Consider the following 21,146-nt stretch of genomic DNA (forward strand, 5'->3'; position numbering starts at 1 on the left):
GCTTGCCTACTCGCCTACGAGTGATTATCTGGAAGCAATGGAAGAAGAAATCTAGACGATTATGGGGATTGCTTAAGTTAGGGGTTCCTAAATGGATAGCAGATAAGGTATCTGGCTGGGGCGACCATTATCAATTAGTAGCTCAGAAGTCGGTACTTAAACGTGCGATATCAAAACCAGTCCTTGAAAAACGTGGACTGGTTTCGTGTTTGGATTATTACCTTGAACGACATGCGTTAAAAGTTAGTTGAACCGCCGTATGCCGAACGGCACGTACGGTGGTGTGAGAGGGGCTTCTAGCAAGTCTCCTGACCCTAGCAATTTTATATTTGATGTAAGAATGGCACCCTGATGTTTCAGGGTGTTTTTGCTTTTAAAAAAATATTGGTCAATTAAAGTCAAAATCCTTGACCTTTTTTGACTAATGTAGTATATTATGAACGTAAGGTAAATGAAAGCCTTACTAGAACACTTATTTAAAGTAAAGTAGAAAGAGGTGTGTCTATGTTTAATCTAGAAATCTTCAGAAGTAAAGATAGTCTACTCCTGCTTGAAAAAGAAAAACCAGAAATAGTACGTAGAGTAGCAATCTAGCTAGTCTAAATTTTTTAAAACAAAGATCAAAGATAGTCAATATCAGTAATAATAAATAACAACAAGAGGTAAAGAATATGAATAACAACTTTAATAATTTTAACAACATGGATGATTTATTTAATCAATTGATGGGTGGTATGCGAGGATATAGTTCTGAAAATCGCCGTTACTTGATCAATGGACGTGAAGTCACACCTGAGGAATTTGCTCACTATCGTGCAACTGGTCAATTGCCAGGAAATGCAGAATCTGATGCGCAAATGCAACAACAGGCTTTAGGTATGAAACAAGATGGTGTCCTTGCTAAACTCGGTCGTAACTTGACATCAGAAGCACGTGAGGGCAAGCTGGATCCTGTTATCGGACGAAATAAGGAAATTCAAGAAACATCTGAAATCCTTTCACGCCGTACTAAGAACAATCCTGTTTTGGTCGGAGATGCAGGTGTTGGTAAGACAGCTGTTGTCGAAGGTCTAGCGCAAGCTATTGTGAATGGAGATGTTCCAGCTGCCATCAAGAACAAGGAAATTATTTCTATTGATATCTCAGGTCTTGAGGCTGGTACTCAATACCGTGGTAGCTTTGAAGAAAACGTTCAAAACTTGGTCAATGAAGTAAAAGAAGCAGGCAATATTATCCTCTTCTTTGATGAAATTCATCAAATTCTCGGTGCCGGTAGCACTGGTGGAGATAGTGGTTCTAAAGGGCTTGCGGATATTCTCAAGCCAGCTCTCTCTCGTGGTGAGTTGACAGTGATTGGGGCAACAACTCAAGACGAATACCGTAACACCATCTTGAAGAATGCTGCTCTTGCTCGTCGTTTCAACGAAGTCAAGGTCAATGCCCCTTCAGCAGAGGATACATATAAAATTCTTCAAGGAATTCGTGATCTCTATCAACAACACCACAATGTCATTTTGCCAGATGAAGTCTTGAAAGCAGCAGTGGATTATTCTGTTCAGTATATTCCTCAACGTAGCTTGCCAGATAAGGCTATCGACCTTGTCGATGTTACAGCAGCTCACTTGGCAGCTCAACATCCTGTAACTGATGTTCATGCTGTTGAACGTGAAATTGAGGCAGAAAAAGACAAGCAAGAAAAAGCAGTTGAGGCAGAAGATTTTGAAGCAGCTCTAAACTATAAAACACGCATTGCAGAATTAGAAAAGAAAATCGAAAACCACACAGAAGATATGAAGGTGACTGCAAGTGTCAACGATGTGGCTGAATCTGTGGAACGAATGACGGGAATCCCAGTGTCACAAATGGGAGCATCAGACATCGAACGTTTGAAAGATATGGCTCATCGTCTGCAAGACAAGGTGATTGGCCAAGACAAGGCAGTTGAAGCTGTAGCTCGTGCCATCCGTCGTAACCGTGCAGGTTTTGATGAAGGCAATCGCCCAATCGGTAGCTTCCTCTTTGTAGGACCAACTGGGGTTGGTAAGACAGAACTTGCTAAGCAATTGGCTCTCGATATGTTTGGAACTAAGGAAGCGATTATCCGTTTGGATATGTCTGAATATAGTGACCGCACAGCCGTATCTAAGCTAATTGGTACAACAGCAGGTTATGTAGGTTACGATGACAATAGCAATACCTTGACAGAACGTGTTCGTCGCAATCCATACTCTATCATTCTCTTGGACGAAATTGAAAAGGCTGACCCTCAAGTGATCACTCTTCTCCTCCAAGTCTTGGATGATGGTCGTTTGACAGATGGTCAAGGAAATACAGTGAACTTCAAGAACACTGTCATTATTGCGACATCAAATGCTGGATTTGGCTATGAAGCTAACTTGACAGAAGATGCAGATAAACCAGAATTGATGGATCGTTTGAAACCATTCTTCCGTCCAGAATTCCTTAACCGCTTTAACGCAGTTATTGAGTTCTCACACTTGACTAAGGAAGACCTTTCTAAGATTGTAGACTTGATGTTGGCTGAAGTCAACCAAACCTTGGCTAAGAAAGATATTGATTTGGTAGTCAGTCAAGCGGCTAAAGACTATATCACAGAAGAAGGTTATGACGAAGTCATGGGTGTTCGTCCGCTCCGTCGCGTGGTTGAACAAGAAATTCGTGATAAGGTGACAGACTTCCATTTGGATCACCTAGATGCCAAACACCTAGAAGCAGATATGGAAGATGGTGGTTTGGTTATTCGTGAGAAAGCTTAACTAGAGATTTTGAGAATAAAAAAGAAGGAGCCAGCTGAAAAACTGGTTCCTTTTTTGTGTTTAGATGACATGACGCTCAAAGGCATCATCTGAGATTCCTTGTTCCAAGATGAGTTTCGCCCATTCTTTAGCAGAGAAGAGGCTGTGGTCTTTGTAGTTTCCGCAAGATTCGATGGTTGTCCCTGGAACATCTTCCCAAGTAGTAGTTTCAGCGATTTCCTTGAGCGAATCCTTGATGACAGCCGCAATTTCAGCGCTGGTATGACGCCCCCACATAATCATGTGGAAACCTGTGCGACAGCCAAATGGTGAACAGTCAATCATACCGTCAATGCGGGTACGGATGAGTTTGGCCAAGAGGTGCTCGATAGTGTGCAGGCCAGCGGTAGGGATAGAGTCTTCATTGGGTTGCACCAAGCGAATATCATAATTGGAGATGATGTCTCCCTTTGGCCCTGTTTCTTCTCCAATCAAGCGAACATAGGGTGCTTTGACAATGGTGTGGTCAAGTTCAAAACTTTCGACAATAACTTCTTTTGACATGGTAAATCCTTTCAGTTTTCTTCTTTCATTATAACATAAAGCTGGCTCCTGAGACAGAGAGAAAACCTCCCCGAGAGTGGAGAGGCTGCAATCTTTATTTACGATACAAGCGGTCGTATTGGTAGTAAGGGTCAAAGGTTACATTGATACCCAATTTGCGAAGGACATTCTTGTCTTCATCTGTCAAGATGATGGTTGAGTGAGCTTCGCTTCCTTTGAGGTTGCCAAGCTCTTCCATAGCGCGAGCAGCATCAGGATTTTCTGTGGCTGTGATAGCAAGAGCAATCAGGATTTCATTTGAATGCAGGCGTGGATTACGGCTACCTAGATGATCGATTTTGAGACCTTGGATTGGCTTAACAACTTCAGGTTCGATTAGTTTTACTTCTTTAGCGATGTCAGCTGATTTCTTGATAGCGTTGATAAGAGCAGCGGCTGTAGGGCCAAAGAGCTCTGAGTTCTTACCAGTCACGATTTCACCACTTGGCAATTCAAGGGCTAGGGCTGGTCCGCCAGTTTCTTCTGCTTTTTGACGGGCGACGACAGCAACCTTACGGTCTGCAGGTGTGATGCCGAGGTCGTTCATAAGCAACTCAATTTTCTTGACAGCAGCTTCGCCAACTTTTTCAGCTTTAAAATCAAGAACAGTTTGATAGTAGCGACGGATGATTTCTTGTTTAGAAGCTTCGACAGCAGCCCCGTCATCTGTAATAGCGAAACCAACCATGTTGACCCCCATGTCTGTCGGTGAAGCGTATGGAGATTCACCGAGGATACGTTCCAACATGCGCTTGAGCACTGGGAAAATTTCGATATCACGGTTGTAGTTGACAGTGGTTTCTCCATAGGTTTGGAGATGGAAGGGGTCAATCATGTTGACATCGTCAAGGTCAGCTGTGGCAGCCTCGTAGGCCAAGTTAATAGGGTGATGAAGGGGAAGATTCCAAACTGGGAAGGTTTCAAATTTAGCGTAACCAGACTTGATACCATTGATTTGGTCGTGGTACATGTTTGACATACAAGTTGCCAATTTTCCAGAACCAGGACCAGGAGCAGTTACGACAATCAAGTTACGACTGGTCTTGATATAGTCGTTTTTCCCCATACCTTCTGGAGAAATGATGTGGTCCATATCCGTCGGATATCCTTTGATTGGATAATGAAGATAAGAATCAATTCCGTTTTTATCTAACTGGTTGCGGAAGGCATCTGCAGTGGGTTGGCCAGCATACTGTGTGATGACAACAGAGCCAACAAAAATTCCCAATTCATTGAATTTGTCAATCAAACGAAGAACTTCTTGGTCATAAGAAATGCCCAAGTCACCACGTGCTTTAGAATGCTCGATGTTACTTGCGTTAATAGCAATCACAACTTCAACCTGCTCTTTCAATTCTTGTAAGAGCTTGATTTTGTTGTCAGGCTCATAACCAGGAAGAACACGAGCAGCGTGGAAATCTTCTAACATTTTACCACCAAACTCCAAGTAGAGCTTGCCGTCAAATTGATTAATGCGCTCCAAGATGTGGTCGCGCTGTAGATTCAAATATTGTTCAGAACTAAAAGCTTGTTTTTTCATTTTTTTACCTCTGACCTCTATTATAATAAAAAATTGGAAGTTAGGAAACTATGGAGCTAAAAAAGGAAGTAAAAAGATTAGGCAAACGCTTGCACAAAATTCTGAAAAGCGCTATCATAGACTGTAGATTATTAAAATAATGAGGTAAGAAGATGCAAGAAAAATGGTGGCACAATGCCGTAGTCTATCAAGTTTATCCCAAGAGTTTTATGGATAGCAACGGAGATGGAATTGGCGATTTGCCAGGTATTACCAGTAAGTTGGATTATCTAGCCAAGTTAGGAATCACAGCGATTTGGCTTTCTCCCGTTTATGACAGCCCTATGGATGATAATGGCTACGATATTGCTGATTATCAAGCGATTGCAGCTATTTTCGGAACCATGGAGGATATGGATCAACTGATCGCAGAAGCCAAGAAGCGTGATATTCGCATCATCATGGACTTGGTGGTCAATCATACCTCAGATGAACATGCTTGGTTTGTCGAGGCCTGTGAAAATCCTGACAGTCCTGAGAGAGACTACTATATCTGGCGTGATGAGCCAAATGATCTTGATTCTATCTTTAGTGGGTCTGCCTGGGAATACGATGAAAAGTCAGGTCAATACTATCTCCACTTTTTCAGCAAGAAACAGCCTGATCTCAACTGGAAAAATGAAAAACTACGCCAGAAAATTTACGAGATGATGAACTTCTGGATTGATAAAGGCATTGGCGGTTTCCGTATGGATGTCATTGATATGATTGGTAAAATTCCTGATGAGAAAGTAGTCAATAACGGTCCTATGCTCCACCCCTATCTTAAGGAAATGAACCAGGCAACCTTTGGAGATAAGAATCTCTTGACAGTAGGGGAAACATGGGGAGCAACTCCAGAGATTGCCAAGCTCTACTCTGATCCAAAGGGGCAAGAATTGTCTATGGTCTTCCAGTTTGAGCATATCTGTCTTCAGTATCAGGAAGGGCAACCTAAATGGCACTATCAAAAAGAGCTGAATATCGCTAAGTTAAAAGAAATCTTCAACAAATGGCAGACAGAGTTAGGAGTTGAGGACGGTTGGAATTCGCTCTTCTGGAACAATCATGACCTCCCTCGTATCGTCTCAATCTGGGGAAATGACCAAGAATACCGCGAAAAATCTGCCAAAGCCTTTGCCATCTTACTTCATCTCATGAGAGGAACTCCTTATATCTACCAAGGTGAGGAGATTGGGATGACCAACTATCCGTTTGAAACACTGGACCAAGTAGAAGATATTGAATCCCTCAACTATGCGCGTGAAGCTCTTGAAAAAGGTGTTCCGATGGAAGAAATCATGGACAGTATCCGTGTCATTGGACGTGACAATGCCCGTACCCCTATGCAATGGGACGAGAGCAAAAACGCTGGTTTCTCAACAGGTCAACCTTGGTTAGCAGTGAATCCAAACTATCAAGCAATCAACGTTCAAGAAGCGCTAGCAAATCCAGATTCTATTTTCTATACTTATCAAAAACTGGTTCAAATCCGTAAGGAGAACAGCTGGCTGATTCGAGCTGACTTTGAATTGCTTGATACGACTGATAAGGTTTTTGCCTATATCCGTAAAGATGGGGACCGTCGTTTCCTAGTTGTGGCTAACTTGTCCAATGAAGAACAAGACTTAACAGTAGAAGGAGACGTCAAGTCGGTCTTGATTGAAAATACCGCAGCTCAAGAAGTCTTTGAAAAACAAATCTTAGCTCCATGGGATGCTTTCTGTGTGGAAATGACTGACTAAAAAGTTAGAGAACAACTCAAAATTAAAAAGCTAGAGTTCCGCAAGTGGAAATCTCTAGCTTTTTTGTGGCTGAGAACTATTTTGTCTCAGGTTCTTTTTTTGGAGATAAGGGACTATTGTTCCAGACTCTTTTTATTTTGTGACAATTTCCCCCTATATCTCAGAGCATGATTTTATCAGAATAAAGAAGAAATTACTAACTTCCCAAACTAACTTCCACCTCTAGTACAAGTGGAAGTCACTTAAAGAAAAAATTAGCAATTTTCATCGCTTTTCTATTGCTTTATCTGTCAATATTTGTTATATTAAAAGTGTAATCATTTTTTTATAAACGTTAAGCATTGCACTTTTCAGATAGAAAGGAGTATTTTTTGAGTAAGAAATGTAAACGCTTACGAAAGTTGATGAAAGGAATTAGGGGTTAATGGATAAACGATTTTTTGAAAAACGCTGTACATACAGTATTCGTAAATTTGCACTAGGTGCTGCTTCAGTTATGATTGGAGCTAGTTTTTTTGCTACTGCTCCAGTAATGGCTAACACACCAACAGTTGGTTCAACAGATAATTTGCCAAGTGAGTTGGCTGATTTGGATAAAAAAGCGAGCGATAATGGACGAGAGTTCGATAAGGAAGCTGCAGCAGCAAATCCAGGTTCTGCTGAAACAACAGATGGACCAAAAACTGAAGAAGACTTATTATCTCTTGAAAAGGAAAACAAAGGAACTACTGACAAGTTGCCGAAAGAATTGGAAGGCAAAGTTGAAAAAGCTACTGATAATGGTAAAGAGATAAATAAAGACCAATTAGCACAAGATACTGGCAGTCTAGTTCCTGACGATGTTGCCAAAACAAAAAATGGAGAATTGAACTATGGCGCTACTGTTAAGATTAAGACTCCATCAGGAGAAGGTAGTGGTATTGTCATTGGCAAGGATCTTGTTTTGACTGTTTCTCACAACTTTATCAAGGATCAACAAGATGGAAATATTCGTAAGGTTGTGGATAATGATAAAGGGGATGGCGATATTTTTAGTATATCCTACCCTGGTTTAGATGATGTAAAATTTAGTAAAAAAGATGTGATTCACTGGGATCGGGACGGCTATCTAAAGGGTTATAAGAACGATTTGGCTCTTGTAAGATTGCGTACAGTTCTTGAAAATGCTCCTGTAGAAGTTACTGAAAAGCCAGTTGTTAAGAAAGTTGGGGATAAAGTCAATATGTTTGGCTATCCTGCTGGTAAGTTGTCACCAGTTATTAACAGTGCTGTAGATTTTGCTGAATCTTATGGTGAAGGAGTCCAAGGAGTTGGTTATCAAGGTGGACAACCAGGTGCTAGCGGTGGCGGTATCTTTGACACGGATGGTAAATTGATTGGTGTTCATCAAAATGGTGTGGTTGGAGTCCGTAGTGGAGGAATCCTTTTCTCCCCAGCTCAATTAAAATGGATCCAAGATCATATTAAGGGAATCTCTAGTTCAAAACCTGCGAATTTAGAGGAAACTGAAAAATCAGTTGAAGAAAAGCCAAAAGAAGATAAGCCGAAAGAAGAAAAACCAGCGACAGCTAAGCCAGAGACACCAAAGGAAGTCACTCCTGAATGGCAAACTGTAGCAAGAAAAGAACAGCAAGGAACTGTTGCAATTCGTGAAGAAAATGGTGTTAGATACAATAAGTTGTCTTCAACAGATCAAAATGACAATGCCGGCAAACCAGCCTTGTTTGAAAAACAAGGATTGACTGTGGATGCAAATGGTAATGCGAATGTAGATTTCACTTTCAAAGAAGAATCTGAAACAGGCAAATCACGTTTTGGTGTTTTCTTGAAATTTAAAGATACAAACAATAATGTCTTTGTTGGATACGACAAAGAAGGTTGGTTCTGGGAATACAAGACACCAGGTAATAGCACATGGTATCAGGGTGGTCGTGTTGCAGCTCCAGTAAATGGATCGGTGAATCATCTGACTATTAGCCTAAAATCAGATGGTCAGTTGAATGCAACAAATAATGATGTAAAACTTTTTGATACAGTTACTTTGCCAGCGGCTGTTAATGAAAATCTTAAAAATGAAAAGAAAATCCTACTTAAAGCTGGTACATATGGTACTGAAAAGACAGTTGTAAATATTAAGACTGACAATCAGGATGGAGTTCAAGCTACTGAAGCTACCGCTGAAAAAGAAACTGGAGCGGTAGTAGATGACAGTAAAGTGACTTACGATACCATCCAGTCTAAAGTACTAAAAGCGGTGATTGACCAAGCCTTTCCACGTGTTAAGGAATACACACTGAATGGCCATACTTTACCTGGACAGGTTCAACAGTTCAATCAAATATTTATCAATAACCACAAAATCACTCCTGAGGTTACTTATAAGAAAATTAATGAAACAACTGCTGAATATGAAATGAAACTCCGTGATGAAGCTAATCTTATCAATGCGGATATGACAGTTCGTCTGCAAGTTGTGGATAATCAATTGCACTTTGATGTGACCAAGATTGTCAACCACAATCAAGTCACTCCAGGTCAAAAGATTGATGACGAAAGAAAATTGCTTTCTACGATTAGTTTCCTTGGCAATGCTTTAGTCTCTGTTTCAAGTGACCAAGCTGGTGCTAAGTTTGATGGGGCAACCATGTCAAACAATACCCATGTCAGCGGGGATGATCATATTGAAGTAACTAATCCAATGAAGGACCTGGCTAAGGGTTACATGTATGGATTCGTTTCTACAGATAAGCTTGCTGCAGGTGTTTGGAGTAATTCTCAAAACAGCTACGGTGGTGGTTCTAATGACTGGACTCGTTTGACAGCTTATAAAGAAACAGTTGGAAATGCCAACTATGTCGGAATTCATAGTTCTGAATGGCAATGGGAAAAAGCTTATAAGGGCATTGTTTTCCCAGAATACACGAAAGAACTTCCAAGTGCCAAGGTTGTGATCACAGAAGATGCCAATGCGGATAAGAAAGTGGACTGGCAAGATGGTGCCATTGCTTATCGTAGCATTATGAACAACCCTCAAGGTTGGGAAAAAGTCAAGGATATCACTGCTTACCGTATCGCGATGAACTTTGGTTCACAAGCACAAAACCCATTCCTTATGACCTTGGATGGTATCAAGAAGATTAATCTCCATACAGATGGTCTCGGACAAGGTGTTCTCCTTAAAGGTTATGGTAGTGAAGGTCATGACTCTGGACACTTGAACTATGCTGATATTGGTAAACGTATTGGTGGTGTCGAAGACTTCAAGGCTTTGATTGAGAAAGCGAAGAAATATGGAGCTCATCTAGGTATTCACGTTAACGCTTCTGAAACTTATCCTGAGTCTAAATACTTTAACGAAAATATTCTTCGTAAGAATCCAGATGGGAGCTACAGCTATGGTTGGAACTGGCTAGACCAAGGTATCAACATTGATGCTGCTTATGATTTGGCGCATGGACGCTTAGCTCGCTGGGAAGAATTGAAAAATAAACTTGGTGAAGGCCTTGACTTTATCTATGTGGACGTTTGGGGCAATGGCCAATCAGGTGATAATGGAGCATGGGCTACCCACGTTCTTGCTAAAGAAATTAACAAACAAGGCTGGCGCTTTGCGATTGAGTGGGGCCATGGTGGTGAATACGACTCTACCTTCCAACACTGGGCAGCTGATTTGACCTATGGTGGCTACACTAATAAAGGTATCAACAGTGCCATCACACGCTTTATCCGCAACCACCAAAAAGATTCTTGGGTTGGGGATTACAGAAGTTACGGTGGTGCAGCCAACTATCCACTTCTAGGTGGTTACAGCATGAAAGATTTTGAAGGTTGGCAAGGAAGAAGTGACTACAATGGCTATGTAACCAACTTATTTGCTCATGATGTCATGACCAAGTACTTCCAACACTTTACTGTAAGTAAATGGGAAAATGGTACACCAGTCACCATGTCTGATAACGGTAGCACTTATAAATGGACTCCAGAAATGCGAGTGGAATTGGTAGATGCTGACAACAATAAGGTAGTTGTGACTCGTAAGTCAAATGATATTAATAGCCCACAATATCGTGAACGTACAGTAACACTTAACGGACGTGTCATCCAAGATGGTTCAGCTTACTTGACTCCTTGGAACTGGGATGCAAATGGTAAGAAACTTCCTACTGATAAGGAAAAGATGTACTACTTCAATACGCAAGCTGGTGCAACAACTTGGACACTTCCGAGTGATTGGGCAAATAGCAAGGTTTACCTTTACAAGCTAACTGACCAAGGTAAGACAGAAGAGCAAGAATTAACTGTAAAAGATGGCAAGATTACCCTAGACCTTCTAGCAAATCAACCATATGTTCTCTACCGTTCAAAACAAACTAATCCTGAAATGTCATGGAGTGAAGGTATGCATATCTATGACCAAGGATTTAACAGTGGAACTTTGAAACACTGGACTATTTCTGGCGATGCTTCTAAGGCAGAAATTGTCAAATCACAAGGCGCAAATGAAATGCTTCGTATCCAAGGCAATAAGAGCACAGTCAGCCTTACTCAGAAACTGACTGGCTTGAAACCAAATACTAAGTATGCCGTTTATGTTGGTGTTGATAACCGTAGTAATGCTAAGGCAAGTATCACAGTGAATACTGGTGAAAAAGAAGTGACTAGCTATACCAATAAGTCACTAGCTCTTAACTATGTTAAGGCCTATGCCCATAATACTCGTCGTGACAATGCTACAGTTGACGATACAAGTTACTTCCAAAACATGTATGCCTTCTTTACAACAGGTTCAGATGTATCAAATGTCACTCTTACTTTGAGTCGTGAAGCTGGTGATGAAGCAACTTACTTTGATGAAATTCGTACCTTTGAAAACAATTCAAGTATGTACGGAGATAATCATGATACAGCTAAAGGAACATTTAAACAAGACTTTGAAAATGTCGCTCAAGGTATTTTCCCATTTGTAATTGGTGGTATCGAAGGAGTTGAGGATAATCGTACTCACTTATCTGAAAAACATGATCCATATACACAACGTGATTGGAATGGTAAGAAAGTCGATGATGTTATCGAAGGAAATTGGTCATTGAAGACAAATGGGCTAGTTAGCCGTCGTAACTTGGTTTACCAAACAATTCCTCAAAACTTCCGTTTTGAAGCTGGTAAGACTTATCGTGTAACCTTTGAATACGAAGCGGGCTCTGACAATACCTATGCCTTTGTAGTCGGTAAGGGAGAATTCCAGTCAGGTCGTCGCGGTAATCAAGCAAGCAATTTGGAAATGCATGAATTGCCAAATACTTGGACAGATTCTAAGAAAGCTAAGAAGGTAACCTTCCTCGTAACAGGTGCAGAAACAGGCGATACTTGGGTTGGTATCTACTCAACTGGTAACGCAAGCAATACTCGTGGAGATTCTGGTGGAAATGCGAACTTCCGTGGTTACAATGACTTCATCATGGATAAACTTCAAATTGAGGAAGTCACTCTAACTGGTAAGATGTTGACAGAAAATGCTCTGAAGAACTATTTGCCAACGGTTGCCATGACCAACTATACTAAGGAATCTATGGATGCCTTGAAGGAAGCTGTCTTTAACCTCAGTCAAGCAGATGATGACATTAGTGTAGAAGAAGCGCGTGCTGAAATTGCTAAGATTGATGCTCTGAAGAATGCCTTGGTACAAAAGAAAACAGCCTTGGTAGCAGAAGACTTTGAAAGTTTGAATGCTCCAGCTCAAGCGGGAGAAGATTTGGCCAATGCCTTTGATGGTAACTTGTCAAGTCTATGGCATACGTCTTGGAATGGTGGAGATGTTGGCAAACCTGCAACCATGGTATTGAAAGAAGCAACAGAAATCACAGGCTTCCGTTATGTGCCACGTGGATCAGGATCAAATGGTAACTTGCGTGATGTGAAATTGGTTGTGACAGATGAGTCTGGTAAAGAACATACTTTCAATGCAACTGATTGGGCAGATAATAACAAATCAAAAGATATTAATTTTGGTAAAACAATCAAAGCTAAGAAAATTGTTTTGACAGGTACTAAGACTTATGGAGACGGTGGTGATAAATATCAAGCAGCTGCTGAACTTATCTTTAGTCGTCCACAGGTTGCAGAAACAGCTCTTGATTTGTCAGGTTATGAAACAGCTTTATCAAAAGCTCAAAAATTGACCAGCAAAGAGCATCAAGAGGAGGTAGCAAGTGTAGTAGCTAGCATGAAATATGCTACGGATAACCATCTCTTGACTGAAAGAATGGTTGCCTACTTTGCAGAATATCTCAACCAACTACAAGATCAGACTACTAAACCTGATGCTCCTACAAGTAGTAAAGGTGAAGAGGCAGCACCAATTCTTGAAGTGCCTGAGTATAAAGGTCCACTTGGAACAGCAGGTGAAGAAGAAGCACCAATACTAGCAACTCAGCCAGAATTTAATGGTGGCGTCAATGCGGTAGAAGCTTTGGTAAACGAAAAGCCAGCCTACACAGGACTATTGGCTACAGCAGGTGATCAAGCAGCACCAACTATTGAAAAACCTGAGTATCAGATTAGTCAATTGGGCCAAGGAAAACTTGCAGAATCTAAAACTTCAGTTCCAACAGAAGATCAGAAGAGATTGCCAGAAACAGGAGAAAGCCAATCTGATACAGCTATCTTCCTAGCTAGCGTCGGTCTTGCCTTATCAGCTGCTGTACTTGCAACAAAACGTAAAGAAAATTAAAGAAGACTGGATTTTAGAGTTTACCGGAACTAGAATTCAGACAGAAATAACTTAGTTGGAGAGAACCTCTAGGTTCTCTCCATTTTCAAATCAAAAATGAGACCGCTTACTGTAATAAGTGGGAGAAAGGAATAGGAGAAAGATGGATAGACATTTTTTTGAAAGACGTTGTCACTATAGTATTCGAAAATTTGCAATTGGTGCAGCCTCTGTATTGATAGGTGCTAGTATCTTTGGTGCAAATGTAGTGCAAGCTGCAGAGACAGTTGGAACACCTGAGAAAGAAGGAGCAATTACACAAGCTCAGCCACTAGATAAGTTGCCGGACGATTTAGCAGCTGTTTTAAAGAAAGCAGAATCAGAGGCAACGGCAGCTGCAGGTCATGAAGAAAATCATGAAAATACTGCAGGAACAAGTCCTGCAGCAACTGAAGCAACAAGCCCAGCAACAACTCCAACAGCTCCCAAACCAGCTGAGACTCTGAAGCCGGTTGAAACACCAAAAGCAGATTCTAAACCTGTAGAACCAGCTACACCTACAATCAAACCAGTTGAAAAGCAAATTGAAGATAGAGAAGATCGTAACCACTTAGAAGGTGTCACTGTTCAAGTAAACGACTCAGAAACTGGTACTCCTTATACTGCTGACAAGGCAGTGGACGGTAATCCTGATACTCATTGGGCAACAAATCAAAATATTGACAAACCAACTTTCGAATTAACTCTTCCCAAGACTACACTTATTAGACATGTGGAAATTGATTGGGATCGTCGTGTTCGCAATGGTCAAAATGATCCAAATATCAAATCTTGGAGCCTCTACTATGCAGGTCAAGATGATGTAAATGCTAGTGGAGAAAAACAATGGAAACTAGCTCATACCAAGACTGGAGAACCTGTTTTAGATGAAAAAGTTGACTTAGCCAATAGTATTCAAACTAAATATCTCAAGTTAGAAATCAATGACTATCAAGTGGGCACAACGGGCTGGAGAAACGTTGGTATTCAAGAAATTCGGGCTTATTCAAATATCCCTGATCCAACTAAAGTGACAGATATTCGCCAAGTTACGGAATTGACAGTCGCTAAGGATGGACAATCTTTAGTACTTCCAACTTTACCAGGAAAAGTTAGCCTTATCGGTAGCAACAAACAAGGTGTGATTGACCTTCAAAATCACATTTATAAGCCTCTGACTGATCAACGCGTTAAGGTTATGGTAGAGCAAATTAAAGATTCACATACCTTTACTAAAGAATTTGAAGTAGTCATCAAGGGGCTACATCAGGACGAAGGTGTGGGTGTCAAACCAAAAGTAGCACCAGCTGTTCAACAATGGTATGGAAAAGAAGGTCAATCTTCTATCATTTCAGATACAGTTCTTGCGACAGGAGATTCAGGCTTTGAACAAGCAGCAACCTTCTACCAGTCAGACCTTGCAAGCCGTGGATTGGAACTTGCGACAGGTGACAAGCAGGCTCAAAAACGAATTGAATTTAAAAAAGTTGAAAATAAGGGGTATGGTAAGGAAGGCTATGGCATCACTATCCAAGATGGTGTCATTACCATCGAAGCTGCAACAAACACAGGTGCCTTCTATGCTACTCGTACTCTTCTTCAAATGGGGGAAAGCAATCTCCAAAATGGAGAAATCCGTGATTTCCCAAGCTTCAGTCACCGTGGCTTTATGCTAGATACAGGTCGTAAATTTATTCCTTATGACACCCTTGTAGACATCATGCTCAACATGGCTTACTACAAGATGAACGACTTGCAGTTGCACCTCAACGATAACTATATCTTCCTAAAGGAACACTTGGCAGGTAAGAATCTAACACAAGAAGAAGAGCTTAAGTATGTTCTAGAACATGCTAAGACAGGTTTCCGTGTAGAGACAGATATTGTCGGTAAGAATGGTCAAAAATTAACATCAGATGAGCACTATACTAAAGAAGAGATGCAAAATCTGATTAAACTTGCTAAGGCCTTGCATATCAATCTAGTTCCAGAAATTGACACGCCAGGTCATGCTCTGTCATTTGTCAAAGTCCGTCCAGACCTCATGTATCAAGGTAGTCTGAGCGATTACAGAGGTAAACATAACGTAGAGCGCGTAGCCATGCTCGATCTAGATAATAAATACGATGAAACGCTGGCTTTTGTCAAATCAGTTTATGACAAGCTCCTAGATGGACCAGATGCACCACTTCATGGGGTATCTACTGTTCATATCGGAACGGATGAATACTACGGAAGTAGAGAAAGCTATCGTCGTTATGTCAATGACCTTATTAAATACATTAAAGGGAAAGGCTATACACCTCGTATTTGGGGATCGCTCAGTGCGAAACGAGGTAAAACAGCGGTTGATTGGAAAGATGTAGAAGTTGATATTTGGAGTGTCGGTTGGCAACAACCAAAAGAAGCTATTGCTCAGGGAGCTAAGATTATCAACATAACAGATATTCCAACCTATAGTGTACCTAATGGTGATAATCGTCAAGCAGCTTATGGTGACTATGCTAACTATGAAACACAATACAATAGGTGGACACCAAATGATTTCCGAACAGGTCATGGTCCACTTCTAGAAGCATCAAATCCAAGTGTAATTGGTGGTGGTCACGCAGTTTGGAATGATAATATTGATCTTCATGAGACAGGTTTGACATCCTATGATATCTTCAAACGCTTCTTCAAGAGTATGCAAACAACTGCAGAACGTACTTGGGGTTCTGACAGAGCTGCAGCAACCTTTAAAGAACGTACCTTGCCAACCAGCCCTTACGCACCACAGTCAAATCCTGAAAAAGAGATTGATCAAAGTGATTTATTTACTATCAATCCTGAAACAGTGAAAAACTATGCAAGTAAGAAAGTAAAGGCTACTGATCAAGGTTTAGCATTTGATAAAGACAGTAGTATTGAAGGACTAGCTGGTGACGTTGGTCCAAGTCATGTCTTGAAGTTTGATGTGACAGTTACTGGGGATGGTGAACAAACCTTCTCATCAAGTGGCAACAATCGTATCTATCTAGCTGATAAAGATGGTTACTTAGCTTATCAATTTGAACAATTCCATATTCAATTTAAGAAGAAACTTGAAAAGAACAACCGTTATCAAATTTCTATTGTGACTAAGCCACAATCAACTGAAGTTTATGTGGATGGAGAAAAGATTGAACGTATCGCAAATCCTGAACACCCTCGCTTTGCCCACAATAGTTTAGTTCTACCGCTTGAAAGCATTGGTGGTTTTAAAGGAATCTTGCACAGTGCAGAGTTGACAGATAAACCATTTGTAAATCCACGTTTGATTTCAAATGACAAAATTACTGCTACAGCAAGTAGTCAAGAGCTACCTGGAACACCGGATGAAGGATCAGTTGATAAAGCCTTTGATAATAATCCAAATACATTCTGGCATACAAAATGGACTGGAGATGCTGCACCTTACACTCTTTCTATGACTTTGAAAGAAGCAGAAAAAGTCAATGGTTTGACTTATCTCCCACGTCCAGGTGGTGGAAATGGAGTCGTTACTCGCTACGAAGTCTTTGCCCAAAAAGATGGCCAAATGGTCAAGGTTTCAGAAGGAAACTGGGACAACAGCGCTCAAGAAAAAACTGTTAACTTTGCCCCTGTTCATACAAACAAGATTGATTTGAAAGTATTGGAAGGTGTAGGTGGTTTTGCAAGTGCTGCTGAAGTTCATTTGTTGAAACCTGCTAAAGAAGGACAAGAAACTTCTGAACCAACTAAACCTGAGACACCGATTACTCCTGAAAAACCAAAAGTCGAAGAAATTGGTGATGGAACAGTTGAATTAGCAGATCAGTTTACAGCAAGTAAACCAGCTAGTGAAGAAAGCATTGTTGCAGCTAGTAAGAGTGACGACTACCTTAAGAAAGAGTATAAGGTCTTCCCAACCCCACAAAAAGTAACTTATGAAGAAGGAGTCACAGCCCTTCGTAAGACAGTTAACCTTGTAATGGGGGATCAACTAGATGTTTATACACGTAATCGTTTGAAGAGCGTTTTGCAGGACAACCAAGTTTCATATACAACAAGCAAATCAGCGGTTGCTGGTGCAACTAATATCTATCTCGGTGTACATGGACAAGAGTCACAAGCTGAAAAGCAATTGTCCAACGTTAAATCAGAACTTTTTAATAAGATTGATGCTTATGCATTATCTATCAAGAATAACTCTATCTCTATCGTCGGAAAAGATACGGATGCAGTTTTCTATGGTTTGACAACTTTGAAACACATGCTTAAAGAAAGCCCAGCGCCAGTCCTACGCAATGTGACAGTTGAGGATTATGCTGAAATTAAAAACCGTGGTTTCATCGAAGGATACTATGGAAATCCATGGTCTAATGCAGACCGTGCAGAACTCATGCGCTATGGTGGTGACTTGAAGTTGACTCAATACTTCTTTGCACCAAAAGATGATCCATATCATAACAAAAAATGGCGTGAACTTTATCCAGAAGAAAAACTAGCTGAAATTCGTGACCTTGCTCGTGTTGGAAATCAAAACAAAACTCGTTATGTTTGGACAATCCATCCATTCATGAATAACCGCATTCGTTTTGGTAATGAGACTCAGTACCAGCAAGACCTTGCAACCATTAAGGCTAAATTTACTCAATTAATGAAAGTTGGGGTACGTGAGTTTGGTATTCTAGCAGATGATGCACCAAGTCCAGTAGGCGGATACGATAGCTACAATCGTCTGATGAATGACATGACCAACTGGTTAACAGAAATGCAGGGGACCTATAGCGGTCTTCGCAAAGAAATGATCTTTGTACCAGGTCAGTATTGGGGTAATGGTCGCGAAGCAGAGTTGAAAGCTCTCAATGAAAATCTTCCAAGTTCCGCATCTATGACTTTGACTGGTGGTAAGATTTGGGGCGAAGTTTCTGAGAACTTCCTATCAACCCTTAAGAATAATCTGACAGCAGGTGGTAAAACTTATCGTCCAGTATCTCTTTGGGTTAACTGGCCAGTTACAGATAACTCTAAACAACACTTGATTCTCGGTGGTGGTGAGAAATTCCTTCATCCGAATGTGGATCCAAGTCTCCTTTCTGGTATTATGTTGAACCCAATGCAACAGTCAGAACCATCTAAGATTGCCCTTTTTGCAGGAGCTCAATATGCTTGGAAACAGTGGAAGACTGAAGAAGAAGCGAAGAAAGTTAATGATGTCGCCTTCAATTTTGTAGAAAATGGACACTTTGAAGATAGTAAAACTTCGGCTGCTTTCCGTGAACTTGGTAAGCACATGATTAACCAAAATATGGATGGTCGTGTAGTAAAACTTGAAGAATCAGTTGAATTGGCTCCTAAATTGACAGACTTTGTAACCAAACTAAAAGCAGGTCAGGATGTGACTGCAGAACGTGGAGCTTTACGTGCTGAATTTGCTAAGTTAAAAGAAGCTGCTGAAGTCTATAAAGCTTCTGGTGATCCAAAAATGGTTAACCAAATTCACTATTGGTTGGATAATACAATTGATCAAATGAAAGCTTTAGACGCCTTCCTTACAGGAACAGAAGCGATGTCGTCAAATGATGCAGCTAAACTTTGGGACAGTTATTATAAAGGTTTGAAATTATACGAACAGTCTCAAACTCATACTTTCCATTATGTAGACCATCTTGAAAAGGCTGAGTTGGGAGTACAACATATCCGTCCATTCATCCTTTCCTTGAAAGAAGTTCTTGCTTCTGAAGTTCAAAAAGTATTGCATCCAGATCAAATCATTAGTAATTTCATTACTAATAGAACAGGTGTCGAAGGTGGTCTGGCAGAAGTAACAGATGGTGATCTAGCAACACATGCCCTCATTAAATCACCAAATAGTATCAAGACAGGTGACTACATTGGTATGAAGTTCAACAAGCCAGTTGCCATTCAAAATTTGACCTTCGCCATGGGAACTCAAGCAAATCCTCGTGATACCTTTAGTAAGGCTGAAGTGCAGTATCAAGATGAAAAAGATAATTGGGTAAGTTTGAAAGAACCAACTTATGTTGGTAATGAGTCACTTGTTCAGTTTGAAAATCTTAACATCAAAGCTAAAGCAGTACGTATGATTGCTACAGAAGATCGTGATGACACCTGGTTTGCAGTTCGCGAGATTGCAGTAAATCGTCCAGTAGAGAACGCTCGTAAACAACAAACCGCTACAATTAGCCTCAGCTCAAATCTAGCTTATAAATTGAGAACATCAGCAAGTCAAATTACTGATGGTAAAGATAATACAGAAGCTATGATGGCAAATGCTGATGGTAGCAACACTACACCAGTTGATGCTTGGGCACAACTTGATCTGGGTGAAGTTAAGCCAGTGACAAAAGTTCGTCTCCGCCAAGGTTCAGGAGATAAACTAGCTTCAGGTGTACTTGAATACTCTACTGATGGAAAAGCATGGCAAGAATTGGATAGTTTAACAGGTGAGCAAACTAAGGAAGTCACAAGAACTATTAACGCTCGTTATGTCCGAGTACGTAATACCAAAGCTATCGATCTCTGGTGGCGCATTGCAGATTTCTCTGTTGAGACACGTTCTGGAAATAGTGAATTAACAGACACTAGTGTTGCTGCTTTGAAAGAAACTCCAGTATTTGATAGCCTAGGACGTTATGATCTTCAGATTCCATCTGGTACAAAACTTCCTGCAAATAGTTATTTGGGAATGAAACTTGACCGTATTCATGAAGTGAATAGTATCCAACTACAAGGTCAAACAAATCCAGCTCTTAGCTTGGAATACTCTGCTAATGCTCAAGAATGGACACCAGCTAGTCAGTTGACTGACAGATCTGTAGCAACCCACTTGGTGCGTTACGTTCGTCTTGTTAATAAAACAGATCAAGAGCAGGCTGTTCCATCTACTTCTCTTCTAGTAACTACTAAAGAAGTCCAACCAACAAAATTAGAATCAACAACTATGGGCATTCATCCAACATACGGAAGCAATGATGTCCGTAAGATAAATAACCTTGATCAATTGTTTGACGGTGTTTACAACAATTTTGTTGAGTTTTCTGACTATGCTCATAAAGATGGCCATGTAACCTTAAAATTTGGTAGCGAGCGTACCATCAAGAAAATTCGAGCTTATATCCAAGACGGAACTCAAAACTATCTTCGTGATGGAAAAATCCAAGTCAGTCAAGACGGTAAAACGTGGACAGATGTCGTTACAGTTGGTGATGGTGTAGCCAATAGCCAACAAGATGATTCGCTTACTGATGGTTGGACGCATGACTCTAAGATGCCAGGTAACCGTTACATTGAAGGTGAGCTTGCAACTCCAGTTAAGGCTAATTATCTCCGTGTCCTCTACACTGCTGATTACGATGCTCGTTTTGTAGGATTTACAGAATTAGTCATTAATGATGGCGAATTTGTCAAACCAATCAATGATCCAACAGTAGAAGGAAAAGGTGGCGAAAGTCGTGGTAACTTCTATACAAACCTCGTTGATGGAAAAGTGTTGACCAGCTACAAAGCAGAACAAGATAAGGGAGAAATGGTTTATCACTTGTCTGAACCAACCAATGCTAACCATCTTCGTCTCGTTTCAAGTCTTCCAGAAGGTGCTAAGGCACGTGTTCAGGCTAGAACACTTAAGGATGGACAAGAAAGTTGGACAGATCTTGGCGCAATTTCTTCAAGTCTCCAAACATTTGCAATTCGAAATGGTGGTTCACTTCTAGATGTTAAACTTGTCT

Annotated in this window: 6 protein-coding genes and 1 pseudogene; 5 read left to right on the forward strand and 2 right to left on the reverse strand. The window is 40.7% G+C overall.

Annotated elements, in window-relative coordinates:
* A pseudogene (locus GEZ85_RS06705) lies at window positions 1-251 on the forward strand (group II intron reverse transcriptase/maturase); the annotation flags it as partial.
* Window positions 252-671: 420 nt separating this feature from the next.
* Window positions 672-2,777 carry an ATP-dependent Clp protease ATP-binding subunit gene (locus GEZ85_RS06710; RefSeq protein WP_153209841.1) on the forward strand — a complete coding sequence of 702 codons (2,106 nt, stop codon included), beginning with the start codon at window positions 672-674 and terminating at the stop codon, window positions 2,775-2,777.
* A gap of 60 nt (window positions 2,778-2,837) precedes the next feature.
* Here GEZ85_RS06710 and GEZ85_RS06715 read toward each other — a convergent pair whose 3' ends face one another.
* A complete protein-coding gene (locus tag GEZ85_RS06715; protein WP_000032547.1) occupies window positions 2,838-3,320 on the reverse strand; it encodes an S-ribosylhomocysteine lyase in 483 nt (160 codons plus the stop codon).
* A 94-nt stretch (window positions 3,321-3,414) separates the two neighbouring features.
* Window positions 3,415-4,899 (reverse strand): DUF1846 domain-containing protein, encoded by a 1,485-nt coding sequence (locus tag GEZ85_RS06720; protein WP_153209840.1) that lies wholly within the window; start codon window positions 4,897-4,899, stop codon window positions 3,415-3,417.
* A gap of 152 nt (window positions 4,900-5,051) precedes the next feature.
* Here GEZ85_RS06720 and GEZ85_RS06725 point away from each other — a divergent pair, with 152 nt between their 5' ends.
* From GEZ85_RS06725 to GEZ85_RS06735, 3 genes are all read left to right on the forward strand, one after another.
* Entirely contained in the window at window positions 5,052-6,662 is a 1,611-nt protein-coding gene (locus tag GEZ85_RS06725; protein WP_153209839.1) for a glycoside hydrolase family 13 protein, read from the forward strand.
* A gap of 424 nt (window positions 6,663-7,086) precedes the next feature.
* Window positions 7,087-13,392 carry a SpGH101 family endo-alpha-N-acetylgalactosaminidase gene (locus GEZ85_RS06730; RefSeq protein ID WP_153209838.1) on the forward strand — a complete coding sequence of 2,102 codons (6,306 nt, stop codon included), beginning with the start codon at window positions 7,087-7,089 and terminating at the stop codon, window positions 13,390-13,392.
* 142 nt (window positions 13,393-13,534) lie between these two features.
* A partial coding sequence (locus GEZ85_RS06735) for a beta-N-acetylglucosaminidase domain-containing protein (RefSeq protein WP_153209837.1) occupies window positions 13,535-21,146 on the forward strand: 7,612 nt, incomplete at its 3' end.

Source organism: Streptococcus mitis (assembly GCF_009496205.1).
Lineage (GTDB): Bacteria > Bacillota > Bacilli > Lactobacillales > Streptococcaceae > Streptococcus > Streptococcus mitis_BN.

Bases quoted from the DNA above. Each gene is read 5' to 3' on its own strand.
- GEZ85_RS06710 (WP_153209841.1), top strand. From the start codon at position 672: ATGAATAACAACTTTAATAATTTTAACAACATGGATGATTTATTTAAT.
- GEZ85_RS06715 (WP_000032547.1), bottom strand. From the start codon at position 3,320: ATGTCAAAAGAAGTTATTGTCGAAAGTTTTGAACTTGACCACACCATT.
- GEZ85_RS06720 (WP_153209840.1), bottom strand. From the start codon at position 4,899: ATGAAAAAACAAGCTTTTAGTTCTGAACAATATTTGAATCTACAGCGC.
- GEZ85_RS06725 (WP_153209839.1), top strand. From the start codon at position 5,052: ATGCAAGAAAAATGGTGGCACAATGCCGTAGTCTATCAAGTTTATCCC.
- GEZ85_RS06730 (WP_153209838.1), top strand. From the start codon at position 7,087: ATGGATAAACGATTTTTTGAAAAACGCTGTACATACAGTATTCGTAAA.